We start from the raw sequence: 23,281 nt of genomic DNA on the forward strand, positions 1-23,281 counted from the left end.
TGAAGCATCATGAAACAACATCTTTCTAAAATATATACGCTGGCGTTAAGCGCGGTATTGCTCCTCAGCGCATGCAGCGACGACAAGTTCGAAGACATCAACAAGGACCCCAACAGGCCTTCCGATGTGCCTACCACCACCATTCTTTCCCAGGCGCAGAAGCAGCTCCTGGATAACCTTCGCGGCTCCGCCGGCAACTTCCGGGGAAGCATGCTGTTCGCGCAGTATTTTTCGCAGAACCAGTACACCAACGAAAGCCGGTACGATCTGCCGAGAGCGAATTCAGACCTGTACTGGGACAACACTTACAAAGCGCTGAACAATCTCGAAGAGATCATCCGCCTCAACACCGACCCGCTCACAAAAGTAAAAGTGACGGCAAACGTAGGCCCGAACGAAAACCAGATCGCCATTGCGCGCATCCTGAAATCGTATGCCTTCATTTCCCTCACCGATGCGTTCGGCGATGTGCCTTACAGCTCCTACGGCAGCGACGATCCTGATTTCCAGGCGCTGAAGCAAAGCCCGGCCATTGTGAAACCGAAATACGCGCCGCAGGAAAAGATCTATACAGACATCCTGAAGGAACTGAAAGAAGCGGCCGCGCAACTGGACGTAAACGCGAACACTTTCGGCAACTACGACGGTATTTACAAGGGCCGTCCTGACCTCTGGAAACGTTTTGCCAACTCGCTGAGGCTGCGCGCCGCCATCCGTGTACGCGCCAAATTGCCGCAATTAGCTGAAACCCACATCCAGGAAGCGATCGCGGGCGGGTTGATACAGAACAACGCGCAAAACGCGACGCTGAAATACGAAACCAAAGCGCCGAACGAAGCGCCGCTGTACCGCATCACGGTTACCGAAAACCGCCGCGACTTCTCTGTTTCGCACCTGCTGATCGATGTGCTGAAAGGAGAGACGGGCCCCTTCCTTGCGCCAGACCCGCGTTTGAAAGTGTATGCGCGTGTGAACAAAAACAACGAATACATTGGCCAGCCGTATGGTCTGAACGCTTCCGTTGCTTCCATCCTGAAAGCCGAAGACATCAGTTTGCCCGGCACGCTGGTGAATGCGGCGGATTATGCGGAAGTGCTGCTGGAATATGCGGAAGTGAATTTCCTGCTGTCTGAATACCGCAGCTGGAGCCAGGCTGATTATGTGAAAGGAGTGCAGGCTTCGTTGGAAAAATGGGGCGTGGACCCTGTAGCTGCCGCGGCCTATGTAACGCTGCTGCCGCCTGCTTCGCAGGAAACGGTGCTGTCGCAGAAATATCTCGCGCTGTACATGCAGGGCAACGAAGCCTGGGCGGAGATCCGCAGAACAGGTTACCCGCGCTTCCTCGTAAAACCCGGCGATGTGGTATGGCCCGATGCGCCTGGCGCGGCGGAGAACAAAAAATTCATTCCCCTTTTCGGCACTGCCATCCCGGCGAGGGTATATTATCCGCAGAAGGAGCAGACCGTGAACCGGGAAAATTACCAGGCCGCGCTGACCGCACAGGGCAACGACCGGCTGGACACCAAGGTGTGGTGGAACAGATAACGATCGTTTATATTGACAAGAAAACGGCAGGAGCGGAAGTTTCTGCCGTTTTTTTCGCTGGTTACCATCGGCGATATTGGCGTATTCGGGTGTTGCAAGGGGGGCGGGCGTCCGCATATTGTTCACATCCAGGGCGGCCGTTTACTGGCCTTGTACCGACCTGTACCGCTATCTGCCGGTTTGTATCAGCCTTGTATCCGCATCTTGCTGGCCGTTAGACGGCCTCTGGTCGGCCTTGTTCCGGCCTGTATTCCCTATCTTACTGGCCTGTATCGGCCTTGCACCTCCTTGCTTTGCCGGTAGTTTTAGTAGGGATCTGTGGTATAGTAAAAGCGTTCCCTCCTAATGATACCGTAGCAGAACCGTAGCAAATTCCCGGTCTACCTGCGCAGCAATTCCAGCTGTTCGTCGCCGAACTGCAGGAGGGAATCCAGCTTCATATCGGCCAGTACGAACTTCGGTTCCGTTCTTTTATGGGCTTCCGGCACTACTACCACTTTCATGCGGGCGGCTTTGGCGGCGATCATGCCGGTTACGGAATCTTCAAAAGCAAGGCAATCCAGGGGGCTGGCGTTGAGCTCGCCGGCGCAGGCGAGGTAAACGGCGGGATGTGGCTTGCCGTAGGGCTCGTATTCGGCGGAGACAACTGCCTGGAAAGCGGAACGGATGTCCAGGTGTTTGAGGACGGCCTGGATGAGGCTCATGGGGGAGGAAGAGGCGAGGCCGATGTTAAAACCGCGGCTGTGGAAGAAATCCAGGATATAATGAAGCCCTTCCATGCCCTGGCCTTCGTGCAGGATCTTGTGAGTAACGCTGCTGACGATCTCGGTGGTGACCTGTTCGGCGCTTTTGCTGTTCCATTTGAAATGATTGTGCCAATAGCTCACTACTTCCTTGGTTCTCAGGCCGGTAGTAAGGTGGGTCAGTTCGGGGGAGAGGGAAACGCCTACCGTGGAGAATACTTCCCGCATGGCGATGCCCCAGAGGGGCTCGGAATCCACCAGGAGGCCGTCCATGTCAAAAATCACCGTATTGATCATTATCGTACTTTTTGCGCCGCAAAGGTACGAAGCGCCGGGCGAAAAAAGCGCTTTGCGGGGCTGAACGCACTGCCGCGCGGGCGGCTTTGTTGTCGCAAGCCGTTTTCGGGCCAAAGCGCCCGGGCGGGCGGAACGGATTGCAATAACCGGAACTTTGTGCCGGAATAATCTTTCAGAATCGATGCACTTTACGGCGCAAATGCCTTTTGAAGCACGGATGCCGCCCCGAAAAAGAGCCGCGTTCCGTGCCACCGGTCGTTCGGGCCCCCCAACGCACCCCTTCCGCAGTGAAACCGATCACAGGCCCCTCAAACCCAGTTCGTTAGAAATTTTCTAAAATCCACCCCTGTTTTTTATCAAAAAAAGTTTTGTGTTTACGGCCCGGACGTATACCTTTGTATTACTCTACAAATTCTATAGGAAAATGGGCAATAAAGTTTCGACGACAATGAAAGTAAATATGCGCATGTGCTGTTGGTCAGTCTCAACCGACTGAAGGAGGACGCTATATATGGATCATCTGTATTCAGAATCATACCACGACGGCCTCCGATATGCAAACGGGGGCTTTGTTTATATAGGAAGTAGTTATGAATACCATTAAATAACGAGCAATTCAATTTATCATGCAAAGTTTCAGAACCGAACTGGAAAATCCGATCGTAGAAAGGGACATCATTGAACTGGAACAAAAGATCAGGCTGTTTCGCGAAGGCAAAATGACCGATGAAAAGTTCCGCAGCCTCCGGCTCGCCCGCGGCATCTACGGCCAGCGCCAGCAAGGCGTGCAGATGGTCCGCATCAAGCTGCCTTACGGTAAAATGACCCTGGAGCAATGGAAACGTATTGCCGATATTTCAGACGAGTATTCCACCGGTAACCTCCATTTGACCACCCGGCAAGACATCCAGCTGCATTTCGTATCGCTGGACAGAACGCCCCAGCTCTGGACACAGCTGGACCTCGACGAGCTGACCATCCGCGAAGCCTGCGGCAACACCGTGCGCAACATCACCGCGTCCGACCAGGCCGGCATCGACCCGGAAGAGCCGTTCGACATCACGCCCTACGCGGATGCCGCCTTCCGCTATTTTCTCCGCAATCCGATCTGCCAGGACATGGGCCGCAAATTCAAAATGGCCTTTTCCTCTAGCGAAAAAGATACCGCCCTCACTTTTATGCACGACATCGGCGTGATCCCCAAGATCCGCATCGTAGACGGCAAGGAAGTGCGCGGCTTTAAAGTAATGGTGGGCGGCGGCCTCGGCGCGCAGCCTTACCTCGCCAAAACCGGCTTCGAGTTCCTCGAGGCAGACCAGCTGATCCCCTACATCGAAACCGTATTGCGCGTTTTCGACCGTTACGGCGAAAGGTCCAGCCGCCACAAGGCCCGCATGAAATTCCTGATCCAGAAGATCGGTATGGAAGAATTCGTGCGCCTCGTAAAAGAAGAGCACAAAGCCATCAAATCCAAAACCTTCGTGGTGGACCACGAAGCATGGCCGGCGCCGGTGCTGCCGGAAGACGGATTTGTCGCCCCTGCGTTCACCATCAAAGACCAGAAAGGTTTCGAAGCCTGGAAAAAGACCAACACCTTCGAACAGAAACAAAAAGGATATTTCGGCGCTTATATCCGCGTGCCGCTGGGCGACATCAAATCGCACACCAGCCGCTGGCTGATCGAAAAACTGCGCCCCGTGATCGCAAACGATACGCGCGTGACCGTTAACCAGGGCCTGTTGCTGAAATTCATCCGCGAAGAGAACCTGCCGTACATTTTCTCCCTGCTGGAAGAAGCGGGCTTCAGCGCGCCGGGTTTCGACAGCGTGGCAGACATCACTTCCTGCCCCGGCACCGATACCTGCAACCTGGCCATTTCCAGCAGCACCGGTATTTCCGCCGCGCTGGAAAACGTGATCCATGAAGAATTCCCCGACCTGATCTACAACAACGATATCAAGATCAAGATCAGCGGCTGTATGAACTCCTGCGGCCAGCACGGTCTTGCCCACATCGGCTTCCACGGCTCTTCCATGAAGGCCGGAGGCAAAGTGCTGCCTGCTTTGCAGGTGCTGCTCGGTGGCGGCGTATTGCGCGACGGCGAAGGCCGCGTGTCTGACAAAGTGCTGAAAGTGCCCAGCCGCCGCGGCCCGGACGTATTGCGTACCCTGCTGCACGACTACGAGACGAACGCGCAGGAAAAAGAACTGTTCAACGATTATTACGACCGTAACGGCGAAAAATATTTCTACGAACTGCTGAAGCCGTTGGCGGACCTTACAAAAGTGACAGACAGCGACTTTATCGACTGGGGACAGGCGGAAGGTTTCAGTACGGCCATCGGCGTGGGCGAATGCGCCGGCGTCATGATCGACCTGATCGCCACGCTGCTGTTTGAAGCGGAAGAAAAACTGGACTGGTCCATGCAAAGCCTGGCGAACAACGCCTGGGCGGACAGCATCTACCAATCTTACGCCAGCCTCATCCAGACCGCGAAATGCATCTTGCTCGACGAGAACGTGAACTGCAACACGCAGCACGGCATCATGAACGATTTCGACAAACATTTCGTGGAAACCGGCAAATTCAAAATACCCGCGGAAACCTTCCGGAGCCTGGTGCTGCAGATCAACCAGCACGAGCCTACCGAGAGCTTCGCCAAACAATATTACCAACAGGCCAAGAACTTTTTTGACCAGGCGCAGCAATACCGTACCGAGCGGCAGACCGCGAGCGCCAACGCCTGATAACACCAACCATAAAACGTACGATCATGCAAACATTACAACCGAAAGTGACGCTGGTAGGGGCTGGCCCCGGAGACCCGGAACTGATCACCGTAAAAGGACTGAAAGCCATCCAGCAGGCCCGGGTGATCCTGTACGACGCACTGTCTAACAACGAGCTCCTCGACCATGCACCGCAGAATTGCCTGAAACGCTTCGTAGGAAAGCGCGCCGGCATGCACGTGTATACCCAGGCGGAGATCAACCGCATGATCGTGAAATATGCCCTGACCTACGGTAACGTGGTACGCCTGAAAGGCGGGGATTCTTTTGTATTCGGCCGTGGCCAGGAAGAACTGGCGGCTGCGCAGCAGTACGGCATCGAAACGGAAGTGATCCCCGGTATCAGCAGCGCGATCTCCGTTCCCGGGGTCAATAAAATACCCGTTACCGCAAGGAACGTAAGCGAAGGGTTTTGGGTGATCACCGGCACCACGCAGGACGGCCGGCTGGGCCGCGACCTCGAATATGCCATCCAGGCGGATACCACCGTGGTTATTCTCATGGGGATGAGTAAATTGCAGGAAATCGCGGAGATTTACGCCCGGCTCGGCAAAGGCCAGGTGCCCGCCGCCATCATCCAGAACGGTACGCTGCCCACGCAGAAGATCGGTGTGGGCGTAGCGCAGGACCTTCCGGCCTTCGCACAGCAGCAGGGACTGAGAAACCCCGCGATCATCGTGATCGGCGAGGTGGTGCGGTTCCACGAAGCTTTCCAGGAACTGCAGACCAAACTGGCCGATAATTATAAATTAGCCGTTTGATCCATGGAGCAAAATCATCTCTTTCCCGTTTTTTTTAAGCTCGACCAGCTGCAGGTGCTGGTAGTAGGCGGAGGCAACGTTGGCTGCGAAAAAGTATCGGCCATCCTGCAAAACTGTCCTGCCGCCCGCGTAACCGTGGTAGCCACCTGGTTTGCGCCCGAAATGGCGCAGATCACGGAAGGGTACAGCAATGTAACGCTGGTGCAAAAGGAGTTTTCCTGCGGCGACCTTTTCGGGAAAGACCTGGTGATTGCCGCTACGGCAGACAAAGCGCTGAACGGCTGCATCTGGGAAAAGGCCAAAGCCTCCAGGGTGCTCATCAATGTGGCGGACACGCCGTCTCTCTGCGACTTTTACCTCGGCTCCGTGGTGCAGAAAGGCAACCTGAAGATCGCCATCAGCACCAACGGCAAATCGCCCACTATCGCTAAAAGGCTGCGCGAAGTACTGACGGACGCGATCCCGGAACAGCTGGAAAACGTGCTGCATAACCTGCAGTCTATCCGCGACCGGCTGAAAGGCGATTTTGCGGACAAGGTGAAAAAGCTGAACGAGATCACCAGCGTGCTGGTAAGTAAAGAATAAACAAGATAGATCGATTCATACAGGCGGCCGCCCCGAAGGCTTTCGGGACGGCCGCTTTTCTTTTGCACCCGGTGGAAAAAAAGCCGTCTCTGCGGGAGACGGCTTTCCGGTAATTTCTTCGCTGGTTATTGTTGCTCGTAGAACAATGCTTTGAGCTCGCCTGCATCGGCGGGCTTCATTTTTCCCCCGAGTATCAGCCTCAGCTGGCGGCGGCGCAATGCGCCTTCGAACAGTTTCTTTTCTTCTTCCGATTCCGCTACAACGGGCGGCACGGGGCGCGATTTGCCGTTGGGGTCCAGCGCCACGAAGGTCATAAACGCTTCGTTGGATTTGTAACGGTATTGCAGCACCGGGTCTTCCCCCCAAACCTTCATATGCACTTCGATGGAAGTATTGAAAGCGCGGGTAACGATGGCTTCTATATGCACCACATTGCCCAGTTTGATGGGATTTTCGAAGGAGATGTTATCTACCGAAGCGGTAACCACCGGCGCGGCGCAGTGTTTCATACAGGCCAGCGCGGCGGCAATGTCCATCCAGTACATCAGGCGGCCGCCCATCAGGTTGCCGAAAGTGTTGGTGTCGTTGGGAAGCACCAGCTCCGTCATTTGTACCAGGGAATCGTGTGCCTTTTTTGGCGTTAAGGTCATATTACTATAATTCATCCGGTTAATAATCGACCTTTTCATGGCCGGGTGAAGCTTCGCCGCGATTTTCCGCATAACGAAAATTTCTTATGCTTAGCTTCAGGACGCAAAATTACGGGAATGCCGGGATAATTCCCGGAAGGAGGGAAGCGCCGGTAAAAGTACAACGGGGGATTTTTTCGTTAATTTTTTGAAAGTCGCTGTGGTGTTGGGTTTGCGGCGATTCTGAAGAACGTGTGGGGAAATTGAACTTGGGTGCGAGGCAAATTTGTGTATCTTTGCATGACCTTACGGAAGTAAATTACTTGACAGGATACACCAAATAGTCCCGGCAGCACTTCCTCTTTGGTCAAGTAAAAATTTCAGGAACTTAGTTTTTTATGGCAAAATATATCTTCGTTACGGGAGGTGTTACTTCCTCATTGGGTAAAGGAATTATCGCAGCGTCCCTCGCTAAACTATTGCAGGCGCGCGGCTTTAAAGTGACAATTCAAAAATTTGATCCATATATCAATGTGGACCCGGGTACATTGAACCCTTATGAGCATGGGGAATGTTATGTAACCGAAGATGGCGCCGAAACCGACCTGGACCTTGGCCACTACGAGCGTTTCCTGAATACGCCCACTTCACAGGCCAACAACGTGACCACCGGCCGCATTTACCAGACCGTTATCAATAAAGAGCGCGAAGGCGCTTACCTCGGTAAAACGGTGCAGGTGATCCCTCATATTACCGATGAGATCAAAAGACGCATCCTGCTGCTGGGTAAAGACAGCAAATACGACATCGTGATCACCGAGCTGGGCGGCACCGTGGGTGACATCGAATCGCTGCCCTACATCGAGGCCGTACGCCAGCTGCAATGGGAGCTGGGCGAAGAAGATTGCCTGGTGGTGCATCTCACCCTCATTCCTTACCTGCGCGCCGCGAAGGAGCTGAAAACCAAGCCCACGCAGCACTCCGTAAGGTTGCTCAGCGAAAACGGCGTACATCCTGACATCATCGTCTGCCGTACCGAAGAGCCCATGTACCGCGAACTGAAAAAGAAGATCGCGCTGTTTTGCAACGTACAGGTAGACGCGGTGATCGAAGCGAACGACGTAGGCACCATCTACGAAGTGCCGCTGGAAATGATGCGCGAGAAACTGGACGTGATCTGTCTCAAAAAAATGAACCTGCCGGTGGAAAAAGAACCGGAACTGGTGAAATGGCGCGAATTCCTCGACAAACTGAAATATCCCAAGTCTAAAGTGACCATCGGCCTCATCGGTAAATACGTAGAGCTGCAGGACGCTTATAAATCCATCCTGGAATCGTTCATCCACGCGGGTGCGGTGAACGAATGCAAGGTGATCGTTCAAAATATTCACTCTGAACATATTACGCCCGAAAACGTTTGCGAGAAACTGAAAAACCTCGACGGTCTTTTAGTTGCTCCCGGCTTCGGCCACCGCGGCATCGAAGGCAAGATCACGGCCATCCAGTATGCGCGGGAGAACAGCCTGCCTTTCTTCGGCATTTGTCTCGGAATGCAGATGGCGGTGGTGGAATATGCCCGCAACGTGCTGGGCCTGCGCGAAGCGCATTCCACCGAAATGAATCCGGAAACCCCTTACCCGGTGATCAACCTCATGGAAGAGCAGAAAAAGATCACCAAAATGGGCGGCACCATGCGCCTCGGCTCCTATGCCTGCGACCTGAAGCCCGGTTCCCAGGCGTCTGCCATCTACGGCGGCACAACGGCCATCACCGAACGCCACAGGCACCGCTACGAGTTCAACAACGACTTCCTGGAACAGCTGGAGCAATCCGGTATGGTGGCTTCCGGTAAAAACCCGGAAACCGGCCTCGTGGAAATGATCGAACTGCCCGGCCATCCCTTCTTTGTAGGCGGCCAGTTCCACCCCGAGCTGAAAAGCACGGTGGAAAGCCCGGCCCCTCTCTTCGTGAGCTTCATTGAAGCCGCCAAGAACTTTGCCGAGACCAAAAACGGCAAGGCTAAACAGGCCGAAGAGAAAGTAATACATGAATAAAATAATTATCATTTGATGCGCGGTTGCCGCCGGGGGAGATTTAACAGTTTCCTTTGGCAGAAATCGCGCATCATTATGCCGTAAATATTACCTTTGCTCCTTAAATTTTAATTTTCGACATGGATAGAAATTCGGTCATCGGTTTTGTGTTATTAGGCGCTTTACTGATCGGGTATATTTTCTGGAATCAGCAAAGCACTGAAAAAGCAAGACTGGAGAAAGCCCGTCAGGATTCCATAGCCAACCTGAACAAACCTAAGGACCAGCAGGCCAAACCCGTTGCCACCCTGCCAGACAGCACTGGCGCAACGCCCGGCGATTCCGCACGTTTCAGCGCTGAATACGGCCCCTTCGCCGCCGGAGCCACCGGCACCGAAGCTACCGCCATCCTGGAAAACAAACTCGTAAAGATCACTTTCAGCAACAAAGGCGGCGAGCCTTCGCTGATCCAGCTCAACGAGTTCAAATCTTCCGACGGTAAACCGCTCTTCCTGCAGCAGGGCTCCTTCAACCGCACCGGCCTGAAGATCCCCCTGCCCAATAACCAGACGCTCAATACTTCCGACGTATATTTCACGCCCGGCCAGGTGGAAAAACACCCTGACGGCAGCCAGAGCATCAGCTACCGCCTCAACGCAGGCGCCAACCAGTACATCGAGTACCGGTATATGCTGAAAAATGACAGCTACCTCGTGGATTATACCATCAACCTGGTGAACATGCAGAACGTGCTGCCCAAAGGCAACCTCTCCCTGCAATGGAACAGCCAGGCCAACCTGCAGGAGCACGACATGAAACAGGAGCGCCTCAACAACCAGGTGCATTACCGTTTCGAAGACAAAGAGCATGATTATTTCACCCTGCAGAACAAAAGCGAACAGAAACTGAGCCAGCCCATCGAATGGATCAGCTTCAAGCAGCAGTTCTTCAACATCACGCTGATCGCCAAAAAAGATAAGTTCGTTTCCGCCGAGGTTCATTCCAAAGTGCCGGAAAGCGCTAATATCGTAGGCCAGCAGATGACCACCCTCGCCATTCCCTACAACGGTGCGGCCACTTACAGCTTCCCCGTGGAAGTATATTACGGGCCCAACAAGTACAAGACGCTGAAAGCTATGGACCTTGATCTGCAAAAGATCATCCCCCTCGGCTCCGGCATCTTCGCTTTCGTGAAATACGTGAACATCTGGATCATCATCCCCGTGTTCGACTTCCTTAGCGGCATGACCACCAACTACGGCCTGATCATCCTGCTGCTTACCATTTTCATCCGCCTCATTATCGCTCCGTTCACTTACCAGAGTTATGTATCGTCTGCCAAGATGAAAGTGCTGAAACCCGAGCTGGACGAGCTGCGCGCGAAGTATAAAGACGATCAGCAGGCATTCGGCATGGAACAGATGAAACTTTTCCGCAGCGCAGGCGTGAACCCGCTCGGCGGCTGTTTGCCCGCACTGCTGCAATTGCCCATCCTCGTGGCGATGTATTCTTTCTTCCCGTCTTCCATCGAGTTGCGGCAGGAAAGTTTCCTGTGGGCGAATGACCTTTCCACCTACGATTCCATCTACAACTTCGGTTTCACCATCCCGCTCTACGGCGATCACATCAGTTTGTTCACCATCCTGATGACCATCACCAGTCTCATTCTTGCGTTCTACAACCGCGGCATGACGGACCAGAGCAACCCGGTCATGAAATACATGCCCTACGTGTTCCCCGTAATGCTGCTTGGCATCTTCAACAGCATGGCTGCGGCGCTCACGTATTATTATTTCCTGAGCAACGTGATCAGTATCGCGCTGCAATGGGTGATCCAGACGTTCATCATCAACCACGACAAGATCCACGCGAAGATCCAGGCGAACAAAGCCAAGCCGGTCACGAAAAGCAAATGGGCCGAGAAGCTGGAAGAGATGCAAAAACGCCAGCAGGACGCACAAAAACAACAATCCAAAAAGAAATAAGAATATCCTACGGAAGGCTCCACACCAGGAGCCTTCTTATTTTTAACAAACTATGAGAGTTATATTACTGGCAGGGCTTTTACTGGCGGGCGTCGCAGCCTCCGCGCAGGAATACAGGCCTTCTCCCGAAAGGATCACGAAGGTGATCGGTTATTTGTCTGCCGACAAACTGAAAGGCCGCGGAACGGAAGAAAAAGGCGGAAAAAAGGCCAGCGAATATGTGATGAAGCAATTCCGCAAACTCGGCCTCGAACCGGGCAACCACGAAAACTGGTACCAGGATTTTACGTTCACCCGCGGCAAACACGCCAACCTGCGCAGCCGCAACGTGATCGGTTATCTTGATAACGGCGCCGCATATACGATCATTATAGGCGCGCATTACGATCATCTCGGCACTGCCCGCCTGTTCGACGGCCGTTATCCTGTTGGCCAGGTACACAACGGCGCGGACGATAATGCTTCCGGCATCGCCGGCCTGCTGGAGCTGGCGCGTTATTATACCGCCAACGGCGAAAAAGAGCCTTTTAATTTTATGTTCATCGCTTTCGGCGGTGAAGAGCTGGGCCTGCAAGGCTCGAAATACTACACGAAAAACCCGGTAGATTCGCTCAGCAACGTACATTTTATGCTGAACATGGATATGATCGGCCGTTACAATCCCGAACGCGGCGTTGGCATCGGCGGTTACGGTTCAGCGGAGGAATGGCCGGAGATCTTCAAAGGCGTGCAATACGAAGGCGTGAAATTCTTTACGGATGCGGCAGGCAAAGGCGGCTCCGACCATCACAGTTTTTACGTGGCGGGCGTGCCCGTGCTGTTCCTGCACACCGGCGGCCACGACGATTATCACAAACCCACGGACGATGCGCCGAAAGTAAAGGCGAAGGAAGAAATGGGCATTCTCGAGATCGCAATACAATTGATCAATAACGCGATGAAGGTGGACAAGTTGGAGTATAAGGAGGTGAAATGATAAATTGCTGTTTTGAAACGGCAGAATTTCGGTTTTTTGCTTTAATGAATGAGCAAATACCGCTCTGGTTATTTGGTTTTTAAAAATCTCCCTCGGGCTAAAATTTAAACGGGCTGGTAATTGTTACCAGCCCGTTTAATATATTTCCCTGTTAATTATTCTTCGGTTTCGGCGGCATCAAAGCCTTCGGTGTTGCCCCGGGACCGGGCTCGTCTTTCTTTTTCTCTTTTTCTTTATTGTCTTTCGGCTGCTGCTCTTTCGGCGTTTCTTTGGCCGGTTCGGCGGGTTCGCCGTAATCGCGCAGGTCTATCGTTTCGTAGTCGCTGGCGGCGCCGTTGCCGTAGTCTTCCGCTTCCGCGCCGGGCTGTACGTTGCTGTCGTAGTTAAAATAAAGATCGTTGCGCATGTTGGCAGGCACCGGGAATTTTGAGTTTGGATCGATGCCCAGCGTTTTATCCGCGTATACTTTCTGCATGAACAGTGCGAAGATGGGCAGGCCGGTGTTGGCGCCCTGGCCCAGCGCGGTGCTGTTGAAACGCAGGTAGTTGTTGTCGCAGCCTACCCATGCGCCCGCCAGCAGCTGCGGCGTGTAACCGATGAACCAGCCGTCGGTGTTGCTGTTGGTGGTGCCGGTTTTGCCCGCCACTTCGCCGGGAATGTTGTAACGGAAACGCAGCCTGGCGCCGGTACCGCCGGTGGTGGTTACGCCTTCCATCATTTTCACCATCGTGTAGGCGTCGATCTCGCTGATCACTTCTTTTTTCTCGGGCACGTTGGTTTCGAGAATATTGCCGTTGCGGTCCTCGATGCGGGTGATGTAGATCGGTGTGGTAATCACGCCGCGGGCAGGGAACATCGTGTACGCGCGCAGCATGTCGAACAGGGAGAGCGTGGAGGTACCCAGCGCGATGGAGGGGTACGGCTCGATCTTGTTGGACTGGAAGCCGATCTTCGTATTGGCGAAGTTGGCGAATGATTTTGCGCCGAACTGTTTGATGAGGTATGCGCTCACGAGGTTCAGCGATTTGGCCAGTGCGCCCGCCATGGAAATGGAACCGCCCACGCTGCCTTCCGAGTTGGTGGTGAGCGTCCAGTCGCCGATGGTGATCGGTTCGTTGGGCAGCATCGTGTTCGGGTTGAAACCGTTCATCAATGCAAAACAATAGAGGAACGGTTTAAAGGTAGAACCTACCTGGCGGAGGGTTTTAGATACGTGATCGTTCTTGAAATAACGGAAGTCCGGCCCGCCTACCCAGGCTTTCACTTCACCGCTTTCCGGGTCCATGGCCATAAAACCGGTTTGCAGGATGGCCCTGGAATATTTAATGGAATCCAGCGGCGTCATAATCGTATCGGTAATGTTGAGCTCGCGGTCGGAATAACTTTTCCAGGCGAACACCTGCATTTTGGTAGGCGTTTTGAACGCTTTCTGGATCTCTTCGTCCGTCGCTTCGTCTTCTTTCATCTGGCGGTAACGGTCGCTTTCTCTTACGAACATAACGAGGTCTTTCGCCGCCAGTTTGTCGTTCCAGATCTTGCCGCTTTTGATGTTGGACTGCTGCTGGAAAGACTTCTGCAGGTCTTTCAGGTGCCTTGCCACGGCTTCCTCGGCATACAGCTGCATGCGCGGGTTGATGGTGGTGTATATTTTCAGGCCGTCGCGGTAGAGGTTGTATTCCGTACCGTCGGCTTTTTTATGCTCTTTGCACCATGTTTTCAGTTCGCCTCTCAGCACTTCGCGGAAGTAGGGAGCCAGGCCGCTGTTGTGGTCCATTTTGTTGTAACGCAGCACGATGGGCCTGCCTTTGGCGGCGTCGCCCTCGGCTTTGGTGATGTACCCTTCGTCTACCATGTTGTTGATCACGGTATTGCGCCTGTCGCGCGCCATTTGCGGGTTCCTGCGGGGATTGAACTGGGTGGAGCCTTTCAGCATGCCCACCAGCGTGGCGGCTTCTTCGATGGAAAGACGGGAAGGGTCTTTGCTGAAGAAAGTCCTCGCGCCGTTCTCGATGCCATACACGTTATCGCCGAAAGGCACGGTGTTGAGGTATAAAGTGATAATCTCTTTTTTGGTAAGGTTCCTTTCCAGTTTGATGGCGATCACCCACTCGGACAATTTCTGGAACGAGCGCACTACCAGGTTGCGGGAACGGGTTTTCCCTTCGGTGTCTTGCTGAAGGTTGAGCGCCAGCTGCTGGGTGATGGTGCTGGAACCGCGTTTTTTCCCGATCAGCAGGTAAAAGGGAATGGCGGCGGTGCCTTTGGCGTCGATGCCGGAATGGCTGTAAAAGTTACGGTCTTCCGTGGCCAGCAGGGCGTTGAGCACGTTCGGGGAAATGTCTTTGTAATCCACGTTCGAACGGTCTACCTGGATGTATTTTCCCATAATGGTACCGTCTTCGGCGATCACTTCAGAGGCGAGGGATGTCTTCGGGTTCTCCAGTTCCTCCATGCTTGGCATATGCCCGATCAGGCGGAGGTTGATGAGCAGCAGGAGCAGCAGGAACACCGCCACGCCGGCGCCAAAGGCATACCACAATATTTTTACGGATTTTTTCATCATATTTTTCGTCTGCTTTGAGGATCAGATGAAACCTCGCGGAATCCCATGATCTGGTATCTTATTATGCTCGGTTTCATATGTTAAAATGTGTGAAACAGTCTGTTTATGCAAAATTATGCAGTTTTCCCCGGGTTTCATAGGCCGGGAGCAATCGTGCTCCCGGTAACGGTGCAAATATTATTCCGTAATGTAGTTCAGTCCGAAGAATTTCTTATACCCTTCTATGTCTTTGGTATTGTTCAGCAGGATGAAATTTTCCCTTGATATGATAAAGAATTTATACTCAGTGGGTTTGATGCGCGGGATGATGGTGGTGGCCGCCTGCCTGCCCACTTCGTCGAAATACGACAGCGCTTTGCCTTCGTCGGGGAACAGGCGTACGATCACCATAATGTCATTGGGAGTGAGCACAAAACTGCTGGTTTCGAGTTTTTCCGCCGCATGCTGCTCCGCGTTGTATTTGGAGAACTGGGCCACGGCCTCGTCTATCAGCACTTTCGACACCCGGTCGAAATACAGCACCACAAAATGGGGGATGGCTGCCTTTTCGTCGCCCAGTGCATAAGGCGTTACCGGCGGCGGGGGAGGAGGTGCGGGCGTTACGGCCACGGAATCTGCTCCGGGCGGCGCTACGGCGCTTGAATCCGGCGCCTTGGCTATGGCGGTGGCGGAATCAGGCAGGTTGGGCTTGGGTGTCTGCCAGGGATAACGGATGGTGATATTTTCGTCTACCCGCGAAGCCACGCTGCTGTCCCGCGTGATTTCCAGCTTGCCGAGGTAATCGGTGATCTGCTGGCGGCGGTTGAGCACGTCCTGGATGGCTTTTGCCTGCGCCAGCACGGGCGCGTCTCCGGGATATTTTGTGATAATGCCCGCGATGGCGGCTTTACCGGAATCTTCCGAGGAGGTTTTAACGATGGTCATCGCTTCCAGCAGGTCGAATTTGGCCTGCAGGGAGCTGTACCCATATGCGGAATCGGCGTATTTGCGGAGGGTGAACACAGTGTCGTAATTCCCGGAACGGTAAGCGTTGTAAGCCGCTTCGTAAATGGCCGTCACGGCGCTGGTCTTGCCTTTATCTTCGTCTTTCGGCAGGCCGAACTGCAGGATGTTGGCGAAATCGGTGCCGGGGTATTGCGTCAATACTATCTGTTTGTACCGGTTGGCTTCCTGCGTATGGTTGAGGCGGTTGTGCCAGATGTGAAGCGAATAAAGTTCCTCGAGCTTGCGCGGGTTATCGGGGTGTTTTTCCAGCAGCGAATCGTAGGTGCTGATGGCTTCGCGCGGGTCGTCGAGTTTGTCGTTGTAAATTTTGCCAAGGTCGTACCAGGCTTCGAGCTGCCGTGCGCGCGATTCTTCCATCTTTTCGGGTGTAACGGGCAGGGCTTCGGCCAGCAGCGAGGTATTGATGCTGTCTGCCGGAAGAGCGGCGATAGCGGCGGCCTGGTCGGTTTCCGGCGCGGCTTCCGGCTGCGGCTGGTTGTTGTTGGCGTTCAGCAGGGTGCCGGCCTGTGCGCGGCGCCAGTTGTCTGCCAGCGCGCGGTTGCCCCAGCGGCGCCTGAACTCGGAATAACCGGTGCTTTTGGTACTGGCGTTATAGAAATACCAGTCGCCGCCCGCTTCCGGCGCGGGACCGAAGGAAGGGTTTTTATAATTGTTGTTGGCGGTGAATTTGGGCTGGCCGTCTTCCACGGAACTGCCGCCTTTTCCTTTTTCGGGCGCGGTTTTCGCGGCCTTAATGGCGGCTACCTGCCTGGCAAGCACGGAATCGCGGAGGGCGGGGGCCATGGCGGCCAGCGTTTGCAGGCTGTCTTCCAGGTGCATGATGCGCAGCTTGTCCGTCACTTCGCCCAGCGCTTCTTTGCGGGCGGTCACGAGTTTGGCTTCTTCAAAGTCCGGGCCCATGATGAGCGAGGTGCTGTCGTAATATTTTTGGGCGGCGGCGTAATCTTTCTGAAAATAATGAATATCCGCGATGCCTTTGTAGGTAAGGGTTTTCTGGAGCATGTTGGCGCTTTCCACCTTCAGCGACCTATGCAGGTATTCCAATGCCCTTTCGGGCTGTTCGTTGGCGCAGAGGGCGGCCATCTGGTACCAGATGGCGTCGCGGAAGGGGATGAACCTTTCTTTGCGCAGCATTTTCTGCAGGGCGGCGATGCTTTCTTCGAGGCTGCCGCCATTGGCGCGCACGTTGGCTTTGGCGATCTGCACGCGGGCGTTGAAGTCCATGGTGGCGTCGGGTTTCAAAGCGATCACGTGACGGAAGGCGTCCATCGCGGAATCCTGCCGGCCCTGGGCGGCGTACAGCTGGCCGAGAATGAAGCTCATGCGGGCTTTCTGGGCGCGGCCGCTGTTGGTTTTTTTAATGGCTTCTTCGAGCGGGCCGATGGTTTGGGCGTAAAGGCCCTGTTTGTAAAAACGCCATGCCTGCAGTTCCGCCAGCTGGCCGTTGAGCCGTTTGGGGAAATACGGGTCTGCCACGAGAATGTTCAGCAAAGACTGGGCTTCGTCGTGTTTGCCTTGTTCGAGGAAAGCGCGGGCCTGCCATACGAAAGCGTCGTTGCGGGCGGATTTATGCCTGAACTGGCGGGAGGTCCAGGTTTTTTGTTTTTCGCGGGTGGAGATAGACAGGCGGTCGTCTTCACTGCGGCCCACCACGGTATTATATTCCGATTTCTTTTTGGGAGCGAAGGTGGTGTTGATGTACTGGAAAGTGTTGTTGGCGTTTTCCCAATCGCCTTTATAATAATAGGCCTTCCCGATCAGGAGGAAACAATCGTCTATCCAGCGCCCGCGCGGGTCGTGGATCTGCACGGCTACGGAAGCCTTCTGGATCACGGAATCGAGCTCGCCGGAGTTGAGGTTGAGTTTTTCAACGGTGAAAGGGTAGAAGGGAAGGAATACGTTGTAATTGTCCTGGCGCTGGGAATTGATGCCCGCCAATACTTTTTCGAGCCGCAATTTCGCGTGATAGTAGTAGTTGTAGCGGGTAACGGTGTTCTGGACCACCCTTCTGGTGACGGTAAAGGGCTTTTCGGCCATTTTTTCGGAGGGGGGGCGGCGGTCTTCCTTCTTCAAAGGTTTATTGGCCGCCTGGTTTTGACCAAATACCGCCAGGGCACCCGAACACAACACCAAACTCAACATACAGGCGCGTATATATAAGGATCTAGAACAATTCATGTAAAGCCAGGGTCAGTAAAAACTACTAATCTATATAACTCTGTTAGAGAAAAAAATATTTTAAAGATAGGATAATTTTTTTCTTTGATGAGCGTATAAGCCCTAACTTGAAGGGCATTTATGAAAACCGGGTTAACGAATTATGATTTTTTAGTGGATATTTCATTATTTTCTTCAATCTTTACATTTTTACCAAGCGTATGGCATCGGAAGACAAAAACAAAGGGAGAAGCCTGGACAGGTTGAACCACAAGTACCGGCTCGTGATCATGAACGACGATACCTATGAGGAAGTAACTGCCTTCCGCCTTTCACGCATGAGTGTTTATGTAGCTTTGAGCACCCTTTTCGTGCTGCTGGTGGCCATTACGGTGGCTACGGTGGTATTTACGCCGCTGCGGTATTATATTCCCGGTTACGGGGACCTGAAGCAGCGCAAAGAGTTCCTCCAGCTGAAAATGCGGACGGATTCGCTGGAAAGGGCCATTACCGTGCGCGACCAGTATCTTGACAATATGTTGAACAACGTTATGGGCGACCGGAAGCCGCTGGATACGAACATGCTGAAACTGCCCAAAGTTGACAACAGTACTTATTAAATATTTTTTCACTATCTTACACCTTCTTTATTAAAACGAAAAACCTGAGAACCTATGTTTAACCAAAGTAAGAAAGGCGAGGGCAAAAGCATCATGCCCACCTCCAACATCAATCTTATAGGAAATGGCACCAGTATCCAGGGCGATATTGTGTGTGAAGGCGACATCAGGATAGACGGGCAGGTAACCGGCCTCGTGTCTACCAAAGCCAAGATCGTAGTGGGCCCTGAAGGGGAAATTACCGGGGATCTGGTTTGCCAGAGCGCGGACATCCTCGGGAAAGTGACCGGCATCATCAAATGCGAGGAATTGCTTTTCCTGAAAGGCAATGCACTGATCAAAGGGGATATTTACACGGCGCATTTTGAAATGGAACCTTCGGTGAAGTTCAATGGCCGTTGCTATATGGACCCGGCAGACCTGCCGCCGTCTACTTCGAACCATAACGCGGAATCTAAAAATGGAAGAACCGTCCTCCAGGAAGAAGAATCCATATAAAATGCTTTGGCGGTACGCCGGCCTGGCGTTCCAGATGCTTGCTGCCATCGGCCTGGCCCTTTGGCTGGGCTATTTGCTGGATCAATGGCTGGGAATACGTTTCCCTGCCTTTATGATCATTTTTTCTTTACTTTCTTTAGCCCTACTTTTGTGGCGAATTGTAAAAGATACCAGCAAGCATGACCGATAAATTTATTCTTTGGCTGGCAGGGGTGTTCGTATTGATCACCGCTGCTTTGTTCCTGTTACAGCAATGGCTCCTCCAATCGCTGGGGGCGCATTTTGAAGTGCTGGTGGCGGGCAACATCGTAATGGCCCTCATCACGCTGATCAGCTACTCCATGAACCGCAAGGGCATGGCCGCCGCCAACCCGAACGTGTTCGTACGTTCGGTATATGCGTCTACCCTCAGCAAACTGATGCTTTGCGCGGTAGGCATTATCGCGTACGTGCTGCTCAACCGCCAGCGCGTCAGCAAATCGACCATCTTCCTGCTGCTGTTCTTTTATCTCGTGTACACCGTATTCGAAACTATCCACCTGTACCGGGTCATGATCAAGCAAAAGAAATCCTGAGCGTTTGAAGCAAGAAGCACCTTTACATGCGTTAGCCAGCTACCTGCCCGAAGGCACGTTCGACCAGGTGATCGCCTATATCACGGAATATAAGGTGCACCTTACCATTACCCGCGAACGCCAGAGCGTGCTGGGCGACTACCGCCACCCTTACGAAAACAAAGGCCACCGCATCAGCGTCAACGGCGGCCTCAACAAATATTCTTTTTTACTCACCCTGCTCCACGAAATCGCGCACCTCGTTACCTTCATCGTTTACGGCAACCGCGTGCCCGCCCACGGCAAAGAATGGAAGCAGGAATACAGCAAGATCCTCCGCGAGTTCGTCGGCAAACAATACCTGCCGCCCGACGTGGAAGCCGCCGTGAAACAAAGCCTGCACAATCCCGCTGCGAGTTCCTGCGCAGACGAAGACCTGATGCGCGTGCTCAAGAACTACGACCGCCGGAAAGAAAATCATTACCTGGTGGAGCAGCTTCCCGCAGGCCAGCTCTTCAAAACCAAAGACGGCCGCATGTTCCGCAAAGGCGAACGCATCCGCAAACGTTTCCGCTGCGAAGAAGTGCCGTCTAAACGCGTGTATCTTTTCAGTCCTGTTTACGAAGTGGAAGTGGTGGAGGAATGATCATTCTTTTTTCAGGGATTTATACGCCGCTTTGTATTCCTCAGACCGATAAATATTCTCGGTGGGCACCATAGCTGTTTCCAAGTCTTTTAACATCAATGCTTTTTCTTCAGCGGGCACCGGCAGTGGTGGATTCTCATTCAGGTACCATACCAGTTTATATTCATCAGCGCCGAACTTTTCCTTATCGCGCAGGTAGGCGTATTTTTTTACACGAAGCAATGCCCTGTAGCCTGTATACACCGGCTCGAGCGGTTCAAGCGTTATTGCCGTGTCCATATCGGCAACGGCCGAATCGAACTGAAGTCGGTTGGCCTTATCAATGGCCCGCCAGTAATATATCCCGGGATTCCCGGGATCAAGACGGAACGCTTCGTCGAATTGTCCCTTCATCAAAAGGTCCTGCAGTTCCCGGAATCTCCCGGCCTTTTTTGTCCACCTGGCCCATTTCGAGCGGGCGTAGGCAGAATCTTTCAACTTCCCGTTGGAATGATAATCCAGCGATACTTTTCCCTTTTTATCCGCTGCTATATAACTACTTTTCAATGCACCGTTTGCATAGTAGGAATACACTTCCAGATTGCCGCCTTTCTGATATCTCTTTTCATAAATATGCCCGGCTCCATCCGCGGATATTTGTTCCTCCCCACCGTCTCTTTTTGTAAAAGCGAGGGTGCGGATAAGTTGGCCGTCTTCATTATAATAGCTGGAAGTTCCCGTCCAACGGCCGTTTTCAAGAGTGCCCTCCATTTCCTTTTTCCCGTTGAAAAAATAATTGGTCACTTTGCCGGTATAGGTCCGGCCATTCTGAAAATAAATCGTCTCGCCACGTTTCCAGCGCGCATCGAGCGTCATGGTCGATGGGATCTTTTTATCATCCGTGCTCCGTTCAACATAGGCTTTGGTGAAAACGTACATCACGCTGTCGTAACCCATTTCGGGAACATTGCGGAAAACATTGCCGGATGCTTTTACTTTATTTACATAAGCCACGTCAGATTCTTCAAGCACGCCCCGCGCATAACGGTGGTATTGCAACGGGTCGTAAGAAACATATACGGAATCCAGGTAGTACAATATTTTCGCGGGTTTCGGCTGCGCTGAAAGTACAACCGGCGTAAACATCAGTGCGATGAAGATGTTGTTTTTCATACCTCAGAAATTAATATTCTTCAGATACTTATACACCTCTTTAAAAACTTTGTCGTTGCTGAAAGGCACCGCCGCCCTTTCCAGGTCTTTCATGATCTGCACCTTTTCTGCCTGCGGAATGTTGATGTAAGGATGCGCGCGGAGATAAGCCAGCACGTCTTTTTTCTGCAGCCTGTGGTCCGTGTCGAAATACGCAGCCTTGAAAAACGGCACCAGCGCGCGTTCGCCGTAATAATCGGGCTCCTGCGGCTCCAGTTTGATGCAGGTGTTCACGTCTTCCAGCGCAGCGGCGTATTCAAGATTTTTGATGTGGTACCGCGAACGGCCCATGTAAATTTTCGGGTTGTTCGGCTCGCGTTTCAGCGCAACGTCGTATTCGTCGATCTTCATCAGTCTTTCCCTGCGCTCGGTGGTTTTGGTTTTTATGACCTCCGCAATGCCCCGCCCTTTGATAAAAACGGTGGAATCGGTCATTTCGCCGGAGGAAAGATATTCGGACGTGATCGTGCGGTTATTGTCTATTTCCGTGCGTTTTTTTAATGCGCCGTTGGGATAATAATATTCATGGATGGAGACACCCTGCGGCAGCAGCAATTTCCAGCGGTAATACACGTTCCCCGCGCTGTCTGTAGCCGTTTTCCCGAGGTCCAGCGAATCTTCAACGATCAGGTTGTGCAGCGTGAGAATGCCGTTCACATCGTATTGTTTGAGCGGGCCTTTCTGCAGGCCTTCTTCATAATATCCTTCGGATTTGATCTCACCCGAATAATAATAATCGATCACTTTGCCCGTGTACATTTCGCCCCTGAAATAATAGCGGTTGTTCTTTTTTCTTTCAAGCCGCGCCTGCGAAGGAATATTTTTCTGTTCGGGCGAAAGCGTGAGGTAATGTTTGGTGAAGATGAAGGTGATGCTGTCGTATTTTCCGTAACCGAGCCTGAATAGCGTGAACGGGTCGCGCACGGTGTTGATAAAACCCACCTGGCTTTCCAGGAGTTTTTCTTCGGTGGAGGTTTTTATTTCCACGGAATCGAGCAGGAAAAGCTGTTGTTTTTTACTGACGGAACTGGTTTTGGGCGTATCGGAAGTGGTACGTTTTTTAGCGTCGTTTTTCCTGCTTTTCTGGGCATTGGCGCACAGGCCGGCGAATAGCAGGAATGTAAGGAGCGCAAAGGTTTTAGGGACGGTCATAGCCTGTAAAATAAATAAATAACGGCAGCCCGCAAACGAACGGGCGGCGCGATGGCAATTGGTAACTTTTTGTTAAACGTCCTGCTTCACGATATCGACGGCGTTCAGTTTCACCTGCGTGCCGCTGCGGAGCGAATACGGGATTTCCGCCACTTGGTCCGTATGCCGGATAAGGTCTTCCACATCCTGGCGGGGCGCGGAAGATTCCAGCCGGATGTCGTACCGGATGTTTTTCGCCAGCGCGGGCTCGCCGCTCCAGTCCCCGTTCACGATAATTTCAACATGCGCGATATCGATGCCCCGGATGGCGGCTTCCCGGTACAGGTCGTTACAAAGGCTTGCCCCGATCGCCATCATGAACAGCTCTTCGCCGCTGAACCCGATACCAAGGCCGCCGGCCCTGGGCGTGCGGTCTATCACAACGCTGCGCGGCCCGGCCCAACCGGCCGCGGCGCTGGTTCCGTGGATTGTTTTGATATGTACCTGCATAGTATGTTTAATGTACGCAAAGTTGGGCGGATAACAAAAAAATGCCTCCCGGGAACGGGAGGC

General features: G+C 53.1%; 19 protein-coding genes. 12 read left to right on the forward strand and 7 right to left on the reverse strand.

Annotated elements, in window-relative coordinates:
• The first annotated feature begins 9 nt into the window (after positions 1-9).
• Entirely contained in the window at positions 10-1,545 is a 1,536-nt protein-coding gene (locus J7I43_RS22640; RefSeq protein WP_209148174.1) for a SusD/RagB family nutrient-binding outer membrane lipoprotein, read from the forward strand.
• A gap of 380 nt (positions 1,546-1,925) precedes the next feature.
• On the opposite strand, the gene hxpB is transcribed toward J7I43_RS22640, so the two are convergent.
• Positions 1,926-2,585, reverse strand: coding sequence for a hexitol phosphatase HxpB (hxpB, locus tag J7I43_RS22645; RefSeq protein ID WP_209148181.1), 660 nt, complete (start codon positions 2,583-2,585; stop codon positions 1,926-1,928).
• A 626-nt stretch (positions 2,586-3,211) separates the two neighbouring features.
• Between hxpB and J7I43_RS22650 the strand changes: the two genes are divergently transcribed.
• From J7I43_RS22650 to J7I43_RS22660, 3 genes are read left to right on the forward strand one after another with little or no spacing between them, the layout of a single operon-like run.
• Positions 3,212-5,332 (forward strand): hypothetical protein, encoded by a 2,121-nt coding sequence (locus J7I43_RS22650; protein ID WP_209148183.1) that lies wholly within the window; start codon positions 3,212-3,214, stop codon positions 5,330-5,332.
• 26 nt (positions 5,333-5,358) lie between these two features.
• A complete protein-coding gene (gene cobA / locus J7I43_RS22655) occupies positions 5,359-6,135 on the forward strand; it encodes a uroporphyrinogen-III C-methyltransferase (protein WP_209148185.1) in 777 nt (258 codons plus the stop codon).
• 3 nt (positions 6,136-6,138) lie between these two features.
• Positions 6,139-6,720 (forward strand): precorrin-2 dehydrogenase/sirohydrochlorin ferrochelatase family protein, encoded by a 582-nt coding sequence (locus J7I43_RS22660; protein ID WP_209148187.1) that lies wholly within the window; start codon positions 6,139-6,141, stop codon positions 6,718-6,720.
• A 125-nt stretch (positions 6,721-6,845) separates the two neighbouring features.
• On the opposite strand, the gene J7I43_RS22665 is transcribed toward J7I43_RS22660, so the two are convergent.
• On the reverse strand, positions 6,846-7,370 hold the full coding sequence (locus tag J7I43_RS22665) for an acyl-CoA thioesterase (RefSeq protein ID WP_209148189.1): 525 nt from the start codon (positions 7,368-7,370) through the stop codon (positions 6,846-6,848).
• A gap of 377 nt (positions 7,371-7,747) precedes the next feature.
• Between J7I43_RS22665 and J7I43_RS22670 the strand changes: the two genes are divergently transcribed.
• The 3 genes from J7I43_RS22670 (at position 7,748) to J7I43_RS22680 (ending at position 12,343) form a co-directional block, all read left to right on the forward strand.
• Positions 7,748-9,403: a CTP synthase gene (locus tag J7I43_RS22670; RefSeq protein WP_209148191.1), complete on the forward strand. Its 1,656-nt coding sequence runs from the start codon at positions 7,748-7,750 to the stop codon at positions 9,401-9,403.
• A gap of 119 nt (positions 9,404-9,522) precedes the next feature.
• A complete protein-coding gene (gene yidC / locus J7I43_RS22675) occupies positions 9,523-11,367 on the forward strand; it encodes a membrane protein insertase YidC (RefSeq protein ID WP_209148193.1) in 1,845 nt (614 codons plus the stop codon).
• A 52-nt stretch (positions 11,368-11,419) separates the two neighbouring features.
• Positions 11,420-12,343: a M20/M25/M40 family metallo-hydrolase gene (locus tag J7I43_RS22680; RefSeq protein ID WP_209148195.1), complete on the forward strand. Its 924-nt coding sequence runs from the start codon at positions 11,420-11,422 to the stop codon at positions 12,341-12,343.
• 151 nt (positions 12,344-12,494) lie between these two features.
• Here the strand turns inward: J7I43_RS22680 and J7I43_RS22685 are convergent, their stop codons facing one another.
• Together J7I43_RS22685 and porW are read right to left on the reverse strand one after the other, a co-directional pair.
• Positions 12,495-14,906: a transglycosylase domain-containing protein gene (locus tag J7I43_RS22685; RefSeq protein WP_209148197.1), complete on the reverse strand. Its 2,412-nt coding sequence runs from the start codon at positions 14,904-14,906 to the stop codon at positions 12,495-12,497.
• Positions 14,907-15,083: 177 nt separating this feature from the next.
• Positions 15,084-17,984 (reverse strand): type IX secretion system periplasmic lipoprotein PorW/SprE, encoded by a 2,901-nt coding sequence (porW, locus tag J7I43_RS22690; RefSeq protein WP_209148198.1) that lies wholly within the window; start codon positions 17,982-17,984, stop codon positions 15,084-15,086.
• Between the two features lie 305 nt (positions 17,985-18,289).
• Here porW and J7I43_RS22695 point away from each other — a divergent pair, with 305 nt between their 5' ends.
• The 5 genes from J7I43_RS22695 to J7I43_RS22715 are packed head-to-tail and all read left to right on the forward strand — an operon-like array spanning position 18,290 to position 20,386.
• Positions 18,290-18,688 carry a hypothetical protein gene (locus tag J7I43_RS22695; protein WP_209148199.1) on the forward strand — a complete coding sequence of 133 codons (399 nt, stop codon included), beginning with the start codon at positions 18,290-18,292 and terminating at the stop codon, positions 18,686-18,688.
• Between the two features lie 54 nt (positions 18,689-18,742).
• Entirely contained in the window at positions 18,743-19,186 is a 444-nt protein-coding gene (locus J7I43_RS22700) for a bactofilin family protein (RefSeq protein WP_209148200.1), read from the forward strand.
• A gap of 1 nt (position 19,187) precedes the next feature.
• A complete protein-coding gene (locus J7I43_RS25080; protein WP_378108827.1) occupies positions 19,188-19,376 on the forward strand; it encodes an AtpZ/AtpI family protein in 189 nt (62 codons plus the stop codon).
• Positions 19,366-19,761 (forward strand): hypothetical protein, encoded by a 396-nt coding sequence (locus J7I43_RS22710; protein WP_209148202.1) that lies wholly within the window; start codon positions 19,366-19,368, stop codon positions 19,759-19,761. The genes J7I43_RS25080 and J7I43_RS22710 overlap by 11 nt, the downstream gene beginning before the upstream one ends.
• Before the next feature lie 4 nt (positions 19,762-19,765).
• On the forward strand, positions 19,766-20,386 hold the full coding sequence (locus J7I43_RS22715) for a SprT-like domain-containing protein (RefSeq protein ID WP_209148203.1): 621 nt from the start codon (positions 19,766-19,768) through the stop codon (positions 20,384-20,386).
• Here J7I43_RS22715 and J7I43_RS22720 read toward each other — a convergent pair whose 3' ends face one another.
• From J7I43_RS22720 to J7I43_RS22730, 3 genes are all read right to left on the reverse strand, one after another.
• Positions 20,387-21,538, reverse strand: coding sequence for a toxin-antitoxin system YwqK family antitoxin (locus J7I43_RS22720; RefSeq protein ID WP_209148205.1), 1,152 nt, complete (start codon positions 21,536-21,538; stop codon positions 20,387-20,389). It abuts the gene before it with no gap.
• Between the two features lie 3 nt (positions 21,539-21,541).
• Positions 21,542-22,729 (reverse strand): hypothetical protein, encoded by a 1,188-nt coding sequence (locus J7I43_RS22725; protein WP_209148207.1) that lies wholly within the window; start codon positions 22,727-22,729, stop codon positions 21,542-21,544.
• Positions 22,730-22,801: 72 nt separating this feature from the next.
• Complete coding sequence (locus J7I43_RS22730) at positions 22,802-23,218, reverse strand: OsmC family protein (RefSeq protein ID WP_209148209.1); 417 nt, start codon at positions 23,216-23,218, stop codon at positions 22,802-22,804.
• Between the last annotated feature and the right edge of the window lie 63 nt (positions 23,219-23,281).

This window comes from Chitinophaga chungangae (assembly GCF_017742215.1).
Classification (GTDB): domain Bacteria; phylum Bacteroidota; class Bacteroidia; order Chitinophagales; family Chitinophagaceae; genus Chitinophaga; species Chitinophaga chungangae.